Annotated in this window: 17 protein-coding genes; 7 read left to right on the top strand and 10 right to left on the bottom strand. The window is 61.5% G+C overall.

The features are described 5' to 3' along the window. Window positions 1-35 precede the first annotated feature (35 nt). Window positions 36-959: an NAD(P)-dependent oxidoreductase gene (locus AACY25_RS20320; RefSeq protein ID WP_339527115.1), complete on the bottom strand. Its 924-nt coding sequence runs from the start codon at window positions 957-959 to the stop codon at window positions 36-38. 163 nt (window positions 960-1122) lie between these two features. Here AACY25_RS20320 and AACY25_RS20315 point away from each other — a divergent pair, with 163 nt between their 5' ends. The 3 genes from AACY25_RS20315 to rhtA all read left to right on the top strand — a co-directional run bounded on the left by AACY25_RS20315 (window position 1123) and on the right by rhtA (window position 3002). Next, a complete protein-coding gene (locus AACY25_RS20315) occupies window positions 1123-1674 on the top strand; it encodes an exonuclease domain-containing protein (protein WP_339527114.1) in 552 nt (183 codons plus the stop codon). 93 nt (window positions 1675-1767) lie between these two features. Next, entirely contained in the window at window positions 1768-2049 is a 282-nt protein-coding gene (ppnP, locus tag AACY25_RS20310) for a pyrimidine/purine nucleoside phosphorylase (RefSeq protein WP_339527112.1), read from the top strand. Between the two features lie 80 nt (window positions 2050-2129). Then, window positions 2130-3002 (top strand): threonine/homoserine exporter RhtA, encoded by an 873-nt coding sequence (rhtA, locus tag AACY25_RS20305; RefSeq protein WP_339527110.1) that lies wholly within the window; start codon window positions 2130-2132, stop codon window positions 3000-3002. On the opposite strand, the gene AACY25_RS20300 is transcribed toward rhtA, so the two are convergent. From AACY25_RS20300 to AACY25_RS20280, 5 genes are all read right to left on the bottom strand, one after another. After that, window positions 2999-4777 carry an ABC transporter transmembrane domain-containing protein gene (locus AACY25_RS20300; protein WP_339527108.1) on the bottom strand — a complete coding sequence of 593 codons (1779 nt, stop codon included), beginning with the start codon at window positions 4775-4777 and terminating at the stop codon, window positions 2999-3001. The two genes, rhtA and AACY25_RS20300, sit on opposite strands and share 4 nt — an antisense overlap. 27 nt (window positions 4778-4804) lie before the next feature. Then, window positions 4805-5194, bottom strand: a complete 390-nt coding sequence (locus tag AACY25_RS20295; protein ID WP_339527106.1) for a DoxX-like family protein — start codon at window positions 5192-5194, stop codon at window positions 4805-4807. Further along, complete coding sequence (locus tag AACY25_RS20290) at window positions 5187-5621, bottom strand: thiol-disulfide oxidoreductase DCC family protein (RefSeq protein ID WP_339527104.1); 435 nt, start codon at window positions 5619-5621, stop codon at window positions 5187-5189. The genes AACY25_RS20295 and AACY25_RS20290 overlap by 8 nt, the downstream gene beginning before the upstream one ends. 186 nt (window positions 5622-5807) lie before the next feature. Next, entirely contained in the window at window positions 5808-6383 is a 576-nt protein-coding gene (locus AACY25_RS20285) for a DUF1287 domain-containing protein (protein ID WP_339527102.1), read from the bottom strand. A 24-nt stretch (window positions 6384-6407) separates the two neighbouring features. Further along, a complete protein-coding gene (locus tag AACY25_RS20280; protein WP_339527100.1) occupies window positions 6408-7523 on the bottom strand; it encodes an ATP-NAD kinase family protein in 1116 nt (371 codons plus the stop codon). A gap of 152 nt (window positions 7524-7675) precedes the next feature. On the opposite strand from AACY25_RS20280, the gene AACY25_RS20275 reads away from it, so the two are divergent. Next, a complete protein-coding gene (locus AACY25_RS20275) occupies window positions 7676-7852 on the top strand; it encodes a PA1571 family protein (protein ID WP_339527098.1) in 177 nt (58 codons plus the stop codon). 80 nt (window positions 7853-7932) lie between these two features. Here AACY25_RS20275 and pdxB read toward each other — a convergent pair whose 3' ends face one another. Continuing rightward, entirely contained in the window at window positions 7933-9078 is a 1146-nt protein-coding gene (gene pdxB / locus AACY25_RS20270) for a 4-phosphoerythronate dehydrogenase PdxB (protein ID WP_339527096.1), read from the bottom strand. A 166-nt stretch (window positions 9079-9244) separates the two neighbouring features. Between pdxB and AACY25_RS20265 the strand changes: the two genes are divergently transcribed. Together AACY25_RS20265 and AACY25_RS20260 are read left to right on the top strand one after the other, a co-directional pair. Beyond that, window positions 9245-10624 (top strand): MATE family efflux transporter, encoded by a 1380-nt coding sequence (locus AACY25_RS20265; RefSeq protein WP_339527095.1) that lies wholly within the window; start codon window positions 9245-9247, stop codon window positions 10622-10624. Further along, the gene (locus AACY25_RS20260) at window positions 10624-11706 is read left to right on the top strand and encodes a DUF3080 family protein (protein WP_339527094.1); all 1083 of its coding nucleotides are present in this window, start codon (window positions 10624-10626) and stop codon (window positions 11704-11706) included. The genes AACY25_RS20265 and AACY25_RS20260 overlap by 1 nt, the downstream gene beginning before the upstream one ends. On the opposite strand, the gene AACY25_RS20255 is transcribed toward AACY25_RS20260, so the two are convergent. Further along, entirely contained in the window at window positions 11664-12263 is a 600-nt protein-coding gene (locus AACY25_RS20255; protein WP_339527093.1) for a gamma-glutamylcyclotransferase family protein, read from the bottom strand. The genes AACY25_RS20260 and AACY25_RS20255 overlap by 43 nt on opposite strands. Beyond that, entirely contained in the window at window positions 12263-12514 is a 252-nt protein-coding gene (gene tusA / locus AACY25_RS20250; protein WP_339527091.1) for a sulfurtransferase TusA, read from the bottom strand. The genes AACY25_RS20255 and tusA overlap by 1 nt, the downstream gene beginning before the upstream one ends. Window positions 12515-12701: 187 nt before the next feature. Here tusA and AACY25_RS20245 point away from each other — a divergent pair, with 187 nt between their 5' ends. Then, window positions 12702-14243 (top strand): alpha/beta hydrolase family protein, encoded by a 1542-nt coding sequence (locus tag AACY25_RS20245; protein WP_339527089.1) that lies wholly within the window; start codon window positions 12702-12704, stop codon window positions 14241-14243. A gap of 116 nt (window positions 14244-14359) precedes the next feature. Here the strand turns inward: AACY25_RS20245 and rlmM are convergent, their stop codons facing one another. Continuing rightward, entirely contained in the window at window positions 14360-15415 is a 1056-nt protein-coding gene (gene rlmM, locus AACY25_RS20240) for a 23S rRNA (cytidine(2498)-2'-O)-methyltransferase RlmM (protein WP_339527088.1), read from the bottom strand. Window positions 15416-15513 lie beyond the last annotated feature (98 nt).

The raw sequence follows: 15513 nt of genomic DNA, 5'->3' as shown, positions 1-15513 counted from the left end.
TTAACGCAGTATAGACGGCAGTTCTCAGCTGCCAGTCATGGCTTGTGCAGGCGGGCAAACAGACTTGAAGTATCCCAACGGCCGCCGCCCATGCCCTGCACATCGGCATAGAACTGATCGACCAGCGCGGTAACCGGCAGCTGCGCGCCATTGCTGCGGGCTTCGGTCAGCAGGATCGACAAATCCTTGCGCATCCAGTCCACGGCGAAACCGTGCTCGAACTCGCCGGCCAGCATGGTTTTGTGGCGGTTTTCCAGCTGCCAGGACTGCGCCGCGCCCTTGCTGATCACCTCCATCGCGCCATGCGCGTCGAGCCCAGCGCACTCAGCGAAATGCAGCGCCTCGGACAAGCCCTGCACCAGCCCGGCGATACAGATCTGGTTGACCATCTTGGTCAGTTGACCGCTGCCGGCTTCGCCCATCAACCGAGCCATACGTGCATAAGCCTGAATGATCGGCTCAGCCTTGGCGTAGGTTGCCGCTTCACCGCCGACCATAATGGTCAACGCGCCGTTTTGCGCGCCCGCCTGACCGCCAGATACCGGTGCATCGAGAAAGCCCAGCTGGCGCGCGGCAGCCTGCTCGGCCAGTTCGCGCGCTACCTGCGCCGAGGCGGTGGTGTGATCGACCAGCACCGCCCCGGCCTGCATGCCGGCGAAGGCGCCCTGCTCGCCCAGTACCACGCCGCGCAAATCATCATCATTGCCCACGCAGACCATCACAAACTCAGCCCCTGCGGCCGCTTCACGCGGGGTTGGCGCGTGGCTGCCGGCGTATTCGGCGGCCCACTGCGCAGCCTTGGCTGCGGTGCGGTTGTACACACACACCTGATGCCCGGCGCGCGCCAGATGCCCGGCCATCGGGTAACCCATCACGCCTAGCCCGATAAACGCCAGCTTTGCCATATCCACCTCTACCTTTCGAGCGCTATCACAGCGCGCGTTTTCGCTTAACCGCATATCCGCGCTACACGGCAGATACGAACCCGGCTGCAAGCATGCCCGCCACATAAGGCCAGCGCCAGTACAGCCATAGGGCAAAACTGTATGGATAGGCTCACTTAGCAGGCTTTACCCAATGCCAATCCTGCTTTCATACTCGCGGGCACGCTAAGGAGGGCTTATGCAGCATTGGCTGGTAATCGACCTGGAGGCCACCACCGAAGAAGGCGGTTGGCCAGTCACAGATATGGAAATCATCGAAATTGGCGCCAGCCTGGTCAACGCCGACGGCCATGAAGTCGAGTATTTCCAGCGCGTTGTGCGACCCACGCGGCGCCCGTACCTGACTCACTTCTGCCGCCAGCTCACCCAAATCAGCCAGGCCGATGTCGATGCCGCCGCGCCGCTGAGTACAGTGTGGGTGCAATTCGAACGCTGGCTGCTGGCCCATCAAGGGCAGCTAGCAGGCTGGGCCAGCTGGGGCGACTACGACCGCCGCCAGTTCGAACAGGAATGGCGCACACATGGCCTGAAGAGCTACCTGAGCCAGATCCCGCATATCAATCTGAAAAAACGCTTCGCCGAAGCACGCCAGCTGCCCAGTCCGATTGGCTTGAAGATGGCACTTAATCTGGCGGGTTTGCAGTTCCAGGGCCAGCAGCATCGCGCCCTGACCGACGCACGTAATACCGCTCGGCTGCTACCTCTGGTATTGCCGGTGCAAAGCAGATGACGAAGAAAAACCGCTTGGGCATACTGGCCACCCTTTTTATGGTCTGCCGCTCAAGGCAGCCAGCCTTTTTAATACCCTTTCGAGGAACTGCAGATGTTCAAGGTCAATGAATACTTCGACGGCACCGTCAAATCCATCGCCTTCGGCATGGCTGAAGGCCCGGCCACCATTGGCGTGATGGCTGCAGGCGAGTATGAATTCGGCACCAGCCAGCTGGAAATCATGCACGTGGTCGCCGGCGCCCTGACCGTGAAACTGCCAGGCAGCGAAAACTGGGAAACCTTTACCAGCGGCAGCAAATTCACCGTACCGGCCGACAGCAAATTTCAGCTCAAGGTGGCAGCCGATACTGCCTACCTGTGTGAATACCGCTAAGCCTTTGCCGTGATGCTTAAAAGCCGGCCCCAGTGGCCGGCTTTTTCATTAATGGATAGAAAATCCACAAGGAACAGCCCATGCCGCGCTCAACGCAATTCTCACTGGTGATCCTGCCGATCATTTTGCTGCTGATCGCCATGACCTCAATCCAGAGCGGTGCGTCCCTGGCCAAAGGCTTGTTTCCGGAAATTGGCGCCAGCGGAACCACGGCCCTACGCCTGAGCCTGGGCGCGCTGATTCTGTGCATCTTGATGCGCCCGTGGCAGGCTAGGCTGACGCTGAAGTCCAGTCGATCGTTACTGGCATACGGGCTGTCACTGGGCGGCATGAACCTGCTGTTCTACCTCTCGCTGAAAACCATTCCGCTGGGCATCGCCGTGGCCCTGGAATTTACCGGCCCGCTGGGCCTGGCGCTGTTATCGTCGCGCCGCCTGGTGGATTTCGTCTGGATTGCCCTGGCGGTTTTCGGCCTTTGGCTGCTGTTACCGACCGGACAAAGCGATGTGCCGCTGGACCCGGTCGGCATGGCCCTGGCCCTGGCGGCCGGGCTGTGCTGGGCGCTGTATATCGTTTTCGGGCAAAAAGCCGGGGCCGAGCACGGCAAGCAGACCGTGGCCCTGGGCACCATAGTCGCGGCCCTGCTGGTGTTTCCGATTGGTCTGTGGCAAGCCGGTAGTGGCCTGTTTTCAATGGACTTGCTGCCCATCGCGCTGGCCGTGGCCGTGCTGTCCTCGGCCCTGCCCTACAGCCTGGAAATGGTCGCCCTGACCCGCCTGCCCGCGCGCACTTTCAGTGTCCTGATGAGCATGGAGCCCGCGATTGCCGCCCTCTCCGGTCTGCTGTTCCTTAGTGAGCGCCTGACCCTCAGCCAATGGCTAGCGATCAGCGCAATCATCCTCGCCTCGGCCGGTGCGGCGGCGACCATCAAGCCGAAAGCCAAGCCGCTCTAAACTGCGGTTTCGGCCTCGTTGCTGAACTGCAGTTCAGCCAGGCGCGCATACAGCGGGCTGCTGCTGACCAGCTCGCTATGAGTACCGATAGCCGCCAGCTTGCCGTGTTCGATAACGGCGATGCGGTCAGCGCTTTTTACCGTGGCCAGGCGGTGGGCGATCACCAGGGTGGTGCGCCCCTGCATCAGCGGCGGCAAGGCTTGCTGAATCAGATGTTCGCTCTCGGCATCCAGCGCGCTGGTCGCTTCATCGAGCAGCAAAATCGGCGCGTTCACCAGCAATGCCCGAGCAATCGCCAGACGCTGGCGCTGACCGCCGGACAGGCCGAGACCAGCGTCGCCCAGATGAGTCTGGTAGCCATCCGGCAGCTTCATGATGAATTCGTGAGCATGCGCGGCCTTAGCCGCCGCTTCGACCTCGGCCAGCGTCGCAGTGGTTTTACCGTAGCGAATATTGTCTTCCACCGAGCCGAAGAACAGCGCCGGGTTCTGCGACACCAGAGCAAAGCTGCTGCGCAGCTCACGAGGGTCGAGCTGCTGGATTGGCACGCCGTCAATCAGGATACTGCCCTGCTGCGGGTCGAAAAAGCGCAGCAGCAAATCGAACAGCGTCGATTTACCCGCACCGGACGACCCGACCAGCGCCAGGGTTTCCCCCGCTGCAACCTTTAGATCGATGCCGTCCACGGCAAAACTGCCGGGGCGCGATGGGTAGGCGAAGCGCAACCCTTGCAGCTCGATACGGCCCTGCACCGGCTGGGTCAGATGCAAAGCATCCGTAGCCGGCGAGGTGATTTCATTACGCGCCTGCAACAGCTCGGCGATGCGCTCCGCAGCGCCGGCGGCGCGTTGCAGTTCACCGATCACCTCACTCAGGGTGCCAAAGGCCGAGCCGACGATCAGGCTGTAAAACACAAAGGCAGCCAACTCACCGCCGGAAATCCGCCCGGCAATTACGTCCATGCCGCCAACCCAAAGCATCACCCCCACCGCACCGAGCACCAACACGATCACCACAGTGATCAGCCAGGCACGCTGGGCAATGCGCTGGCGCGCAGTGTCGAAGGCTGCCTCGGCGGACAGACCGAAACGGCGCTTGTCCTCATTCTGGTGGTTATAGGCCTGCACGGTCTTGATCTGCCCCAGCACCTCGCCAACATAGCTGCCGACATCCGCAACCCGATCCTGGCTCTGCCGTGACAGCGCACGCACGCGGCGGCCGAAAATCAGAATCGGAGCGACCACCAGCGGCAGCGCCATCAGCACGATCCCGCTGAGCTTGGCGTTAGTGACCACCAGCAGCACGCTGCCGCCCACCAGCATGATCACGTTACGCAGCGCCATCGACAGCGACGAGCCAATCACCGACTGCAACAACGTGGTATCAGCGGTCAGACGCGACTGAATCTCCGAGCTGCGGTTGCTCTCATAAAAGCCCGGATGCAGTTCGATCAGGTGGTTGAACACGCGCTTGCGGATATCGGCGACAAAGCGCTCGCCAATCCACGACACCAGGTAGAAACGGGTAAAGGTGCCGATGGCCAGCGCCAGCACCAGCACGAAGAACAGCCCGATGGACTGCTGCAGCGCCGCCGGCGACTGGGTCGCCAGGCCCTGATCGACCAACAGTTTGATGCCCTGGCCCATGGACAGGGTGATCGCGGCAGTAAACATCAGCGCCAGCAAGGCCCCGAACACGCGACCACGGTACGGCGCAATAAAGCGCCAGGCCATGCACAGGGCATTGCGCTGACGAGAAGACAGGATCGAAAGCATGAAGGCTCGCTGGGGCGCTAACGCCGGTTAATTAGGAGGCGATTGCGGCGTTTCCGCCCGCCAGGCCAGCCAACACAGCGCCAAGGCGGCGAGATTGGTGGTCAGCGGATTAAACGCCTGCAGCAGTAGATGGGGGCTGAATAGCGCCACATCAAGCAGCAACCCAATCAACAGCACACCAGCCAGCAACAATGGCCAGAGCTGACGCCGCCAAAGCAGCAGAAGACCCAGAATGATTTCCGCCAGCCCGGCAATACGCGCCACCCACTCGGGGGCAGGTAAGCCGTGGGCCTGGATCATCGCCAGCTCATCCGGGCTCAACCAGAGAATCTTCGGCACCAGGCCGTGCCAGATAAACACCAGGGCCAGGGCGATACGCGCGACCCAGGCGATCTGCTGTAGACGGGGATCAGTCATGCAGAAAGCGCCGGGCATGGTCGGCGCTGGGTATCAGGCAACTGTCGTAGCGACCAAATAGCCGGTAGCGATTTAACGCGATACGGTCATAGCACCAGTCACGCAGCTGACGCGGAATCAGCCGCAGCCACGCTAGAAAACGCCATGGACTGGGCAATTGCGCAACGATACGCAGCACGGCATCCGAACGCAGCAGCATCTGGCCATTCTCGATTAGCGCCATGGTATCGAAGCGCTCGGTCGGCAAACCGCCCCACGCCAACAACGCCTGGCCCTCGGCCGACTGCACCGAAGCCAGGCGAAAGCGCTGCTCAGTATCATGGCGAATCAGAAACTTCGCCCAGCCGTTACACAACTTACACACCCCATCAAACAGCACCACGCGCTCGCCGGGCTGGATAAGGGGTGGAAGTGTTTGCTCCTGCATACCCAACTCCTTTGAAAACTACCTGCGTTGGCAATACTGCGTTAAAAACGGCCCGGGACGCGCCGTCTCGGAATGCTCATTTACAGCCGTAAACTCGCGTGCGAGCCCAGTCCGCTTCCTCGGCCGTTTTTGTGGGGCCGCCATCGGTATTGGCTTGCCTGCTTCGCCTACGTTTTCAACGCACTGCTAGGCGGCGGGAATACGGTAATGGCCAGTAATCTTGAAGCTGAAGAGAATGTCCTCTTCCTGGGTGCCGCGACCGATATTGTGCAGCACCAGGGGTACGCCGCTGCCGGCTTGGCGATCACTGATAATGCCGATATGGGTCAGGCCGCCGCCCAAATCCCAGGTGACAATATCGCCAGCGCGGTAGCCCGCCACATCCTGGCTGACTGGTAGCCCCCAGCCCTGGCGTTTAAACCAGGTCATCAAGTTCGGCACACGACGGTGGTCGATATTGCTGTCGGGCCGGCTTAGCCCCCAGTTCTTTGGGTACAGGCGAAAATTCGCGCGCATGTCCTGATGCACCGCCTGCTGCAAATCCAAGCCTTGCTGGCGCAGCGCGCGGATTACCACATCGGTACACACGCCGGTATTCAGCGGCACATCGCCATTGGGGTAACTCAGGCGGCGATAGGCCGGGTCATAACTCAGAGTCACGCCAACCTGCTCGCGGGCGGCCGTAACCAAGGTATCGGCCTGCAGCGCCCAGGTCTGGGCATTCAACAGAATACTCAGCGCGAACAGCAGAATCGCCCGCATAACGCCTCCTTAATAGTTCAGCGGCTACTTGCCCACGGGATAGAGCAGCTCTTCCTTATAACCGGCCCAAACACGCACGACATCGGGAAAGGCATCGTCCAGCGTGACGTCACCGCTGTCCACCAACAGCGGCCGGCCTTCTAGCGTGCCAAGTTTGCGTTTGGTGGCGACCACCCGCAGGTTGTCCAAGCCTATAGCGCGCAGCACCCGAGGGCTGATCTGCTGGTTGCCACGGCCGATAATATGGCCCTGACCGCCGATGGCGGTGACCAGCAGCCGCGCGGGATGGCCATCAATCAGCTCGAACAGCTGTGCTTCGGTTACATCGCTTGCCAGAAGCTGACCGTTTTCGATCACATCGACGCCGAGCAAGGTGGTCTGCAAGCCGAGGTTCTGCGCCAGGCCATGCAGGGTCGAACCGGGGCCGAACACATAGCGCACATTGTCTTCCCAGCTGTCCTGCAGCCAGTCGGCCAGATCACCCAGGACCAGCTCTTCGGACTCCACACCGCCCTGCTTGACCTGCTGCACATAGCCGCCTTCCTGCGGCACCGTCAGTTCGCCGTACCAGCGTGCGGTCACGCGGCCCTCGCGCAGGGCGCTTTCGTCAATATCGCGCACCTCGCCACTGCTCAGTCGCACCAGGCCGCCTTCGATCAGCCGCGCGGTCAGTTCTCCTGCAGCACGTGGGCTGATGGCATAGACCCCGGACTGAATCTTCACCCCAGCCGGTATCCCCAGCACCGGCTGGCCTTCGCGCACTGCCGCGCAGATATCCCGCGCTGTACCATCGCCACCGGCGAACAGAATCAGGGCTACACCAGCATCCTGCAGCAGCTCCACAGCCTGGCGGGTATCGGCTGCGCTGCTCGGGCCATCCTGCAGTTCACCGACCACGCGGTGGGCAAAGCCCATCTCGCTCAGCAGATCGGCGCCCATGGCACCGGGAAAAGTGACGAACTCCAGGCGTTCGCGCAGCGGCAGCAGTACCTCAAGGGCGGTCTGCGTACGCAGCGCCGACTTGGCCTCAACACCCAAAGCCAGGGCCTGCTCGGCCATGCCGTCACTACCCTTGAACCCAGCCGGGCCGCCCAGGCCGGCCAATGGGTTGATGATCAAGCCAATATGGAAAAGCCCCATAACACCCTCTAATTCAATACCTGTCTGCTCAATGCCTGCCGGCCCTGGCACAGTGCCTGCAATGGCTAACTTGTCCTGTGTCTTGCGGCGGTTTTCTGCCGTCGCAGTTGTCATAGCGCCTTCATCTAACACTCATAAAATCGCGCTAACCGATGAGGAGACAAGCCATGCACAGCCAACAACAGAATTCGCAAAAAGCCACAACAATGCCGATTGGTGGTTTCGTCATCGACGCCCAGGGCCGCGAAATCCCGATCACCGAAGAGATGATCCAGCAGGCCTGCAACACGCTGGAAAAAGCTCAAAAAGAAGAACCTCAAGCCAAGTAAGCATGCCTTTTGTAGGGTGGATGACGTTTTTCATCCACCATTGAGGCCGCTGATGGTGGATGAGTAACGCGCCATCCACCCTACCCCTTCAGCTGCGCGCCCAACGCCTGCACCAGGCTGACCAACGCCGGCGCATTACCCTTCACGCAGACCTCTACCCCGTCGATTTCCCGACGCATCGGGTAGTGCTTGCGCAGCCTGTCAAACGCCGCACGCCGGGTCGCGGCATCACCCTGCAAGCTACGGCGAAAGTCCGCATCATCGCGGCGCGGGTCATACACGGCGCGGCAGATGCTAGCCAGAGCCCAGGCCGGATCGGCGCTGGCATCGATAACCAACTCATGTAACCAGGGCGCCGGCATCAGGTGCGCCAGCTCAACGCTGGGCGCAACGCTCAAATGCCGACATAACGCTTGATAGATCTGTGCGGTGCCACGTAATTTTCCGTCCAGGCTATAACCAGCAATATGCGGCGTGGCAATACGGCACAAGGCGGCCAGCTCGACATCCGCCTGCGGTTCGCCTTCCCAGACATCCAGCACCACCTGCAGATCGCTGCCTTGCGACAACAACTCGCGCAAAGCCTGGTTATCCACCACCGCGCCGCGGCTGGCGTTAAGCAACCAGCTGCCCGGTTTGAGGGCCGCCAGGCGTGCGGCATCCAACAGGTGGTAAGTCGCATGTTCGCCCAGACGCTCCAGCGGGGTATGCAGGCTGATCACATCACACTGATCCAGCACCTGCTGCAGGCTTACATAATCACCGCCCTCAGCAGCCTGACGCGGCGGATCGCAGACCAGCACACGCCAGCCCAGGCCGCGCAGCACCTTGAGCAAACGACTGCCAACCTGGCCCGAACCGATCACCCCATAGGTGCGGCTCGCCAGATCGACACCCTGTTGCTCGGCCAATACCAGCAGGCTACCCAGCACATAGTCGACCACGCCACGGGCGTTGCAACCCGGTGCACTGGCCCAGGCAATGCCCGCTTGCTGGAAGTAATCCAGGTCCAGATGATCGGTGCCGATGGTACAGGTGCCGACAAATTTAACCGCCGAGCCGTCGAGCAGCGCGCGATTCACCTGGGTTACCGAGCGCACCAGCAACAGGTCCGCATCGGCGGCGGCCGCCGCATCGATGCTGCGGCCGGGCAGGCGGCGAATCTCGCCAAAACCGGCAAAGAACTCATCAAGCAGTGGGATATTTTCATCGGCGACTATGCGCATGGCACGCTCCCTAAATCAGGCGGGCATTCTAACCTGACATATGCGGTTGGCTAGGACGCTGCGCCTCCAATCAGCAATTGCTTAAAGATGTCGCCTTTAGGATTCCTGACCACCCTGTCAAGGCGTAGACTGCGCGGTTTCCCGACACCCTGCCGGATACTCATCCATGCGTGCCCAAACCCGCTTGCAACGCGCCAGCACCGAACTCTACGGCCTGCTGAAGCTCGCGACGCCGATCATCATTGCCCAACTGGCCAACACCGCCATGGGCTTCGTCGATACCGTCATGGCCGGCAGGGTCAGCCCGCAGGACCTGGCCGCCGTGGCGCTGGGCAATTCGATCTGGGTGCCGGTTTTTCTGCTGATGACCGGGATTCTGCTGGCCACCACGCCCAAGGTCGCGCAGCGCTTCGGCGCAGGTGCGCATACCGAGATCGGCCCACTGGTGCGTCAGGCGCTGTGGTTGGCCCTGGCCGTTGGTATAGCGGCGGCGGTGCTTCTGTGGAATGCGGAAATCGTCCTCAGCCTGATGAACGTCGACCCGGTACTAATCGAGCCCGCCATGGGTTACCTGCGCGCGGTGGCCTGCGGTTTCCCGGCCGTGGCGCTGTACCACGTACTGCGCTGCTTCAGTGACGGCCTTGGTCATACCCGGCCGAGCATGGTTATAGGTCTGTGCGGCCTAGCACTGAACATTCCGCTCAATTACATCTTCATCTACGGCAAGCTCGGCCTGCCGGCCATGGGCGGCGTCGGCTGCGGCTGGGCCACCGGACTGGTCATGGGCTTTATGTTTCTGAGCATGCTCTGGTGGGTGAAATGGGCACCCTTCTATCAGCCAAGCAAGATCTTCAGCCACTTCGAATGGCCGCAGTGGCCGGTGCTCAAGCGCCTGCTCTCGGTCGGTTTGCCGATTGGCATCGCGGTGTTTGCCGAGTCGAGCATCTTCGCAGTGATTGCCCTGCTGATTGGCGGCCTGGGTGCCACCGTGGTAGCCGGGCACCAGATCGCGCTTAACTTCAGCTCCATGGTGTTTATGATCCCCTACTCGCTGGGTATGGCCGCCACCGTGCGCGTCGGCCAGGCGCTGGGCCGTGGCGAACCGCGTGACGCACGCTTTGCGGCCGGAGTGAGCATGGCAGCGGCGCTGGGCTACGCCTGCCTGTCGGCCAGCCTGATGCTGTTGTTGCGCGAAGAGATTGCGCAGATCTATACCCCGGACCGCGCGGTGATCGCGGTAGCCACCACGCTGCTGATTTATTCGGCGCTGTTCCAGTTCTCCGATGCGATTCAGGTCACCGCAGCCGGTGCGCTGCGCGGCTATCAGGACACCCGCGTAACAATGATCCTGACCCTCTTCGCCTATTGGGGCATCGGTCTGCCGGTGGGTTATGTGCTCGGTCTGACCGACTGGTTCGGCGAGCCCAGTGGCCCCAGCGGGCTCTGGCAAGGCCTGGTGGTTGGCCTGACCTGCGCGGGTGGCATGCTCGCTGTGCGCCTGGCTAGCAGCGCGCGCAAACGCATTCGAGTCGCTAAGATGGCCTAATGAATTTCCGCTCACTGCTTCTGCTCGCTGTACTCTCCCTAGGTGCCTGCGCGCCCGCCGATGATGGCCTGGCGCTGCAGGTCGATTACCTGCAGCGTTTGAGCAATGCCCTGGACGTCGAATCGGCAACGGCTTTCGACTCCAGCGAGCTAACCCGTTACCGCCTGCCAGCCCGCCGTGACCGTCTGCTTAACATTGCCGAAGTGCGCATCAGCCTGCTGGATCTGCTGGTTGATGCGCGTCATTGCCCAGCCCTGCAACAGCAAATCAGCCTGCGCAACAACAGCCTGGGCAAACAGCTGACGCCCAGCAGCCGCTTGGCTTACGAGGGGGATCTGCTACGCGCGCTGGATGACTGCAGCGCATACCTGCGCAGTCAGGACCAGCAACCCCTGCGCAACACCCTTGAGCAACTGGCACAGGAAAAACGTGCGCAACTGCCCGGCGTATTTTGGAATGCACTGAATGCCAGCCCCGAAGTCGAGCGCTACCTGCGCTTTGCTGACCAGGCCCTGCCGCCAAGTGCAGGCGAAGACAACGCTGCTCTGGATGCCCTGGCGCAGCTGGCCGCTATCGGCGGCGCCCTGCCCGCCACATTGCCGCCGAGTGCCGAACAGCTTGATCCACTATTCTTCGCCTTGCATGCCAGCGATCAGGGCGGCCAGCTGATCAGCAGCCTGGCCAGCCTGACCCACAGCCTTAATCAAGGCAGCGATATGTTAAAAATCCGCCAACAGCAGCGTCCGCTCTGCCCCACAGGGGGGGCCACCGAGCGCGGGCGCATAGTGCAAAACATCTTCGTCAAGTATTACGCCGGCAGCCTGCAACCCTATCTGGCGCAGGTGGATCAACAAGGGCAGGCCTGGAGCAGAAGCTTGCGCGCCCTCAGCGAGGTGACGCAGATACCGCCCGCAACCCGTCAGTACCTGCAACGCCTGAGCGGCCCAGAGGCTTCGTTATGGGCGGACTTTCAGCAGGCGACTGCACGTCATGTGCGCAGTTGGCAGGAGTTGCTAAACAGCTGTGGCCTGGCACCCGGTCAGTCGGGATGGAACGGCAACGCCGATAGCGTCGACCAGTAGGCCTCGGATAACAGCTCGCGCCCCGCCAACAGATGGGCCAGGTAGTCGACGCTGGGCAGCAGACCTTCTTCGCGAAAGGCTGGGTTGGCGATATAAACCCACGCTGGCTGTACGCCGTGGGGCGCGATAACCGCTAGACGCTCGCGGCTGTAATAGATCGGCGTCCCTTCGAAGTGATCCAACTTGCGGATCTCATTTGCGCACTGCAGGCGATAAAGCACCCCTTCAACCAGCCCATCGCGCTGATAACGGATATTCGCATAGGCCCGCCCCGGAGCCCGATCCGCCGCCCGCTTGTTAAAGCACAGGCTGTAGCCCGGCAGACGTCCTTGCATCACCTCCAGCACAGTCAGGCCGCGGGCCTGCATACGCGCAGGATTCATATTCGAGCCGTAGGCGAAGTACCAGTTGTCCGAGGCGCTGTGAGCATGTAACGAGCGAAGGCCGGGCAAGGCAAAAACAGGCGAGGACGCCGAGTTTACTGGCTGTAAATGAGCGTCCGAGCCTGTTTTAAACGCAGCATGGTCGAGCGCAGTAGTGCTCACATCGTCTGGCATTAATCGAGCTTCTTGCGGATCAAGTACAGGTAGATCGCGCCGTCTTCGGCCTGCTCCACCAGTTCATGGCCTAGAAACACACAGAACTTGGGAATATCACGACGGGTCGAGGGATCGGTGGCAATCACCTTGAGCAGGCCACCGGCCTGCAGGTCGCGCACCTTGTTGTGCAGCATCATCACTGGCTCGGGGCAATTGAGCCCAGTGGCGTCGAGGGTGGCATCGGGAATGGCGGTGGTTTGCAAAGACATCGGCGGGCTCCAGTAGCAGGCCGCTATTCTCGCGCAAAGCTGACCCCAAGGTCATCTAGCGTCTGATGGAAAACAGCCGTGAGTGGAAGTTGACCCGACAACAGGTCAACACAACCTTGGATGGGCAGGCAGCCAGGTCCCGATCAGGCAGGCTGCGCAGCGCCAACTAGTCCAATAAGAGCCATATATGCGCCTTGTCCTGCTCCTCGTCGCCCTGCTACTCAGCGCCTGCGCCGCCCGCGACCAGCTACCGGATTTCAGCACCAGAGCGCAGCAGGACCTGCCTGCCCGCTATTTCGACGCCGTGATTTATGGCCGCGACGGCACTCGGCTATCCGCCACCGTATTCCAACCCGCGCTCAAGGTCGGCGAACAGGCGCCCGTAATCGTGCATACCCACGGCTGGGGCGGCTGGCGCGTAACCCGGCCGAACGGCTTCTACGGCACTCAGATGATGTCTGGGCGCGCCGCAGTCAAAGCCTGGCAAGCCGGTTACTGGGTGATCAGCTACGACCAGCGCGGCTGGGGCGGCAGCGAAGGCGACATCGAAATGATGAACCCTGAGTACGAGGTGCAAGACGCCCTGGCGATAATCGACTGGGCCGCAGCCAATCTGCCGCGCCTTAGCATGGACGCACCGAATGACCCCAAGGTCGGCATGCTCGGTGAAAGTTATGGCGGCGCCGTGCAGCTAATGGCTTCGGCGACCGATCCACGTATCGACGCCATTGTGCCGATTGCCACCTGGTACGACCTGAGCGAAGCCCTGGCCCCGGACAGCCATATGAAAGTTGGCTGGACCAGCGTGCTGCTCAGCCTGGGGCTTTCCACCGGCTATGATCTGGGTAAGTTCGTTCAGGCGCCCTATCTGAAAAGCGCTGACGGTCGTATGCGTGAAGCGGTGCGCGCCGAACTCAAGGCCCACAGCCTGACCAGCTACTGCTCACGCGGCCAGCGCCCGCAAGCCGATGCCCTGCTGATCCAGGGCATGCGCGACACGCTGTTCCCGCTCAATCAGGGCCTGGCGATTCGTGATTGCCTGCAACAGGGCGAGCGTGATGTGCGCCTGCTTGGCATGCAGGGCGGGCATATTCTGCCGCCACCCATGCAACGCTGGAGTGGCCTGCCGCCGTTCAATAACGAGGCTGTGTTGCACTGCGACGGTCGGGCGATCAACCTCTACCAGAGCATCATCAGTTGGTACGAAGACAAACTACGCGGGCGCAAGGGCGTGGCCGCGAGCATTCCCGAGTTCTGCGTCAGCCTCAATCTGGATCAGGGCCTGGCCTTGCAGCAACTGCCTAGCAACCAGCGGATCGTCCTGCCTGCGACCGTGATCCGGCCGCTTAGCAGCGGGCTGCTGCAACCATCGCGCTTTATCCCACTGCAACAGGTACAGAAGAGCAACGCCCTTGTTGGCGTGCCGCGCGTGCATCTGGATAACGCAGCACAGTTGCCGACGCTGTTTGCCGCCATGGTGGTCAAACGCGCCAACGGCACTAGTGAGGTGCTGGGCGAGCAAGTCACCCCGCTAAACGGCCAGGCCAGCACCGAACTGGCGGCCGTCAGCGCACAGCTGCAACCGGGCGACACCTTGGGCTTGCGTATCAGCGGTTTTAGCGGCCAATACCTGCTCAACAGCTCCTGGCAGCTCTCCAGCAGCACCCTGCAAGGGACGCTCGAACTGCCGCGCCTGCTGCCACTCTTGCAACAGCTAGTGGAAAAGTAGACGGCATAGGATCAGCTGCCGCGCTATGTAGGGTGGATGACGCCGTTTTCATCCACCATCGATGTTGGTGAATGGATAAAACGTCATCCACCCTAGGCACTGGCCAAACATTGAAGCTATTTGCCTAACCGACGCAGGTGGCAGGTCACTTCCTCGCGGTCGTGATAGAGCTGTTTGCAGGCGATCGAGACCTTGATCTTGCGTTCGGCAAAGCCATCTTCCAGGCGCTGCAACAGGCGGCGCACTTCGGCATAGCGCTGCTTCATCGGCAACTTGAGGTTAACCACCGCCTCTCGGCAGTGACCCTCGCCGATCCAGGCTTCCAGCAAGGCGGCGCTGCGCGCGGGTTTTTCGACGATATCGCAGACCATCCAGTCAACCGGATGCTTGGGCTTCCAGGTGAAGCCGTCGACCATCAGGTGGGTCACCAGGCCCGTGTCCATCAGGCTTTCGGCCATCGGCCCATTGTCGATGGCAGTCACCAGCATGCCGCGCTTGACCAGCTGATAGGTCCAGCCGCCAGGCGCCGCACCAAGGTCGACGCCGGTCATCTCACCAGACAGGCGCTCATCCCACTGTTCGCGCGGGATAAAGGTGTGCCAGGCTTCTTCCAGCTTGAGGGTCGAACGGCTTGGCGCCTCGCGGGGGAACTTCAGCCGTGGAATGCCCATGGGCCAAAGCGCCGAGTTGTTCGCCTCGGCCAGGCCAACAAACACTTCGCGGCCGCTTTTAAAGGTCAGCAGCAGACGCGGTTTCTGCGCGTCCTCGACCAGCTTGCCGGCTTTGCTCAGGGCGTTGCGCAGCGGCGCCTCGAACTTCTTGCAGAAATTCGACAGCTCCTTGCCATCGTTGGTATCCAGTACCTCCAACCACAGGCTGCCGAATACCGGCGAGCCGGCCAGATGGGACAACAGCACGCTGATGCGGTCCAGCTCCGGCAAGTCAATAAACACCCCACGCGCCCACTGCCGCGGAAAGATCAGCTGATTGAAACGCACACCGCGCATCAGGCGCTCGGCACCATCGTCCTCGGTGCAGATAAATTCGGCGCAGGCGGTGCTGGGCTTGGCCTTGGCATAACCGGCAACATCCAGGCGTGCCGCATGTTCGGCAATCTCCGCACACACCTCATTTTCAAAACCGGGGCGACAGTGCAGCAGCAAGGTATTCATAGGGACTCTCCTCAAGGCGCGCATCATAGCCGAGTCGGGAACCCTCAGCGCTTGCAACCTGTCCAGTTAAAGGGCAGCAATCACCAAACAGAGCTAGT

This window comes from Pseudomonas sp. EA_35y_Pfl2_R111 (assembly GCF_963970955.1).
Classification (GTDB): Bacteria; Pseudomonadota; Gammaproteobacteria; order Pseudomonadales; family Pseudomonadaceae; genus Aquipseudomonas.
This window is presented reverse-complemented; position numbering and strand designations above follow the sequence as displayed.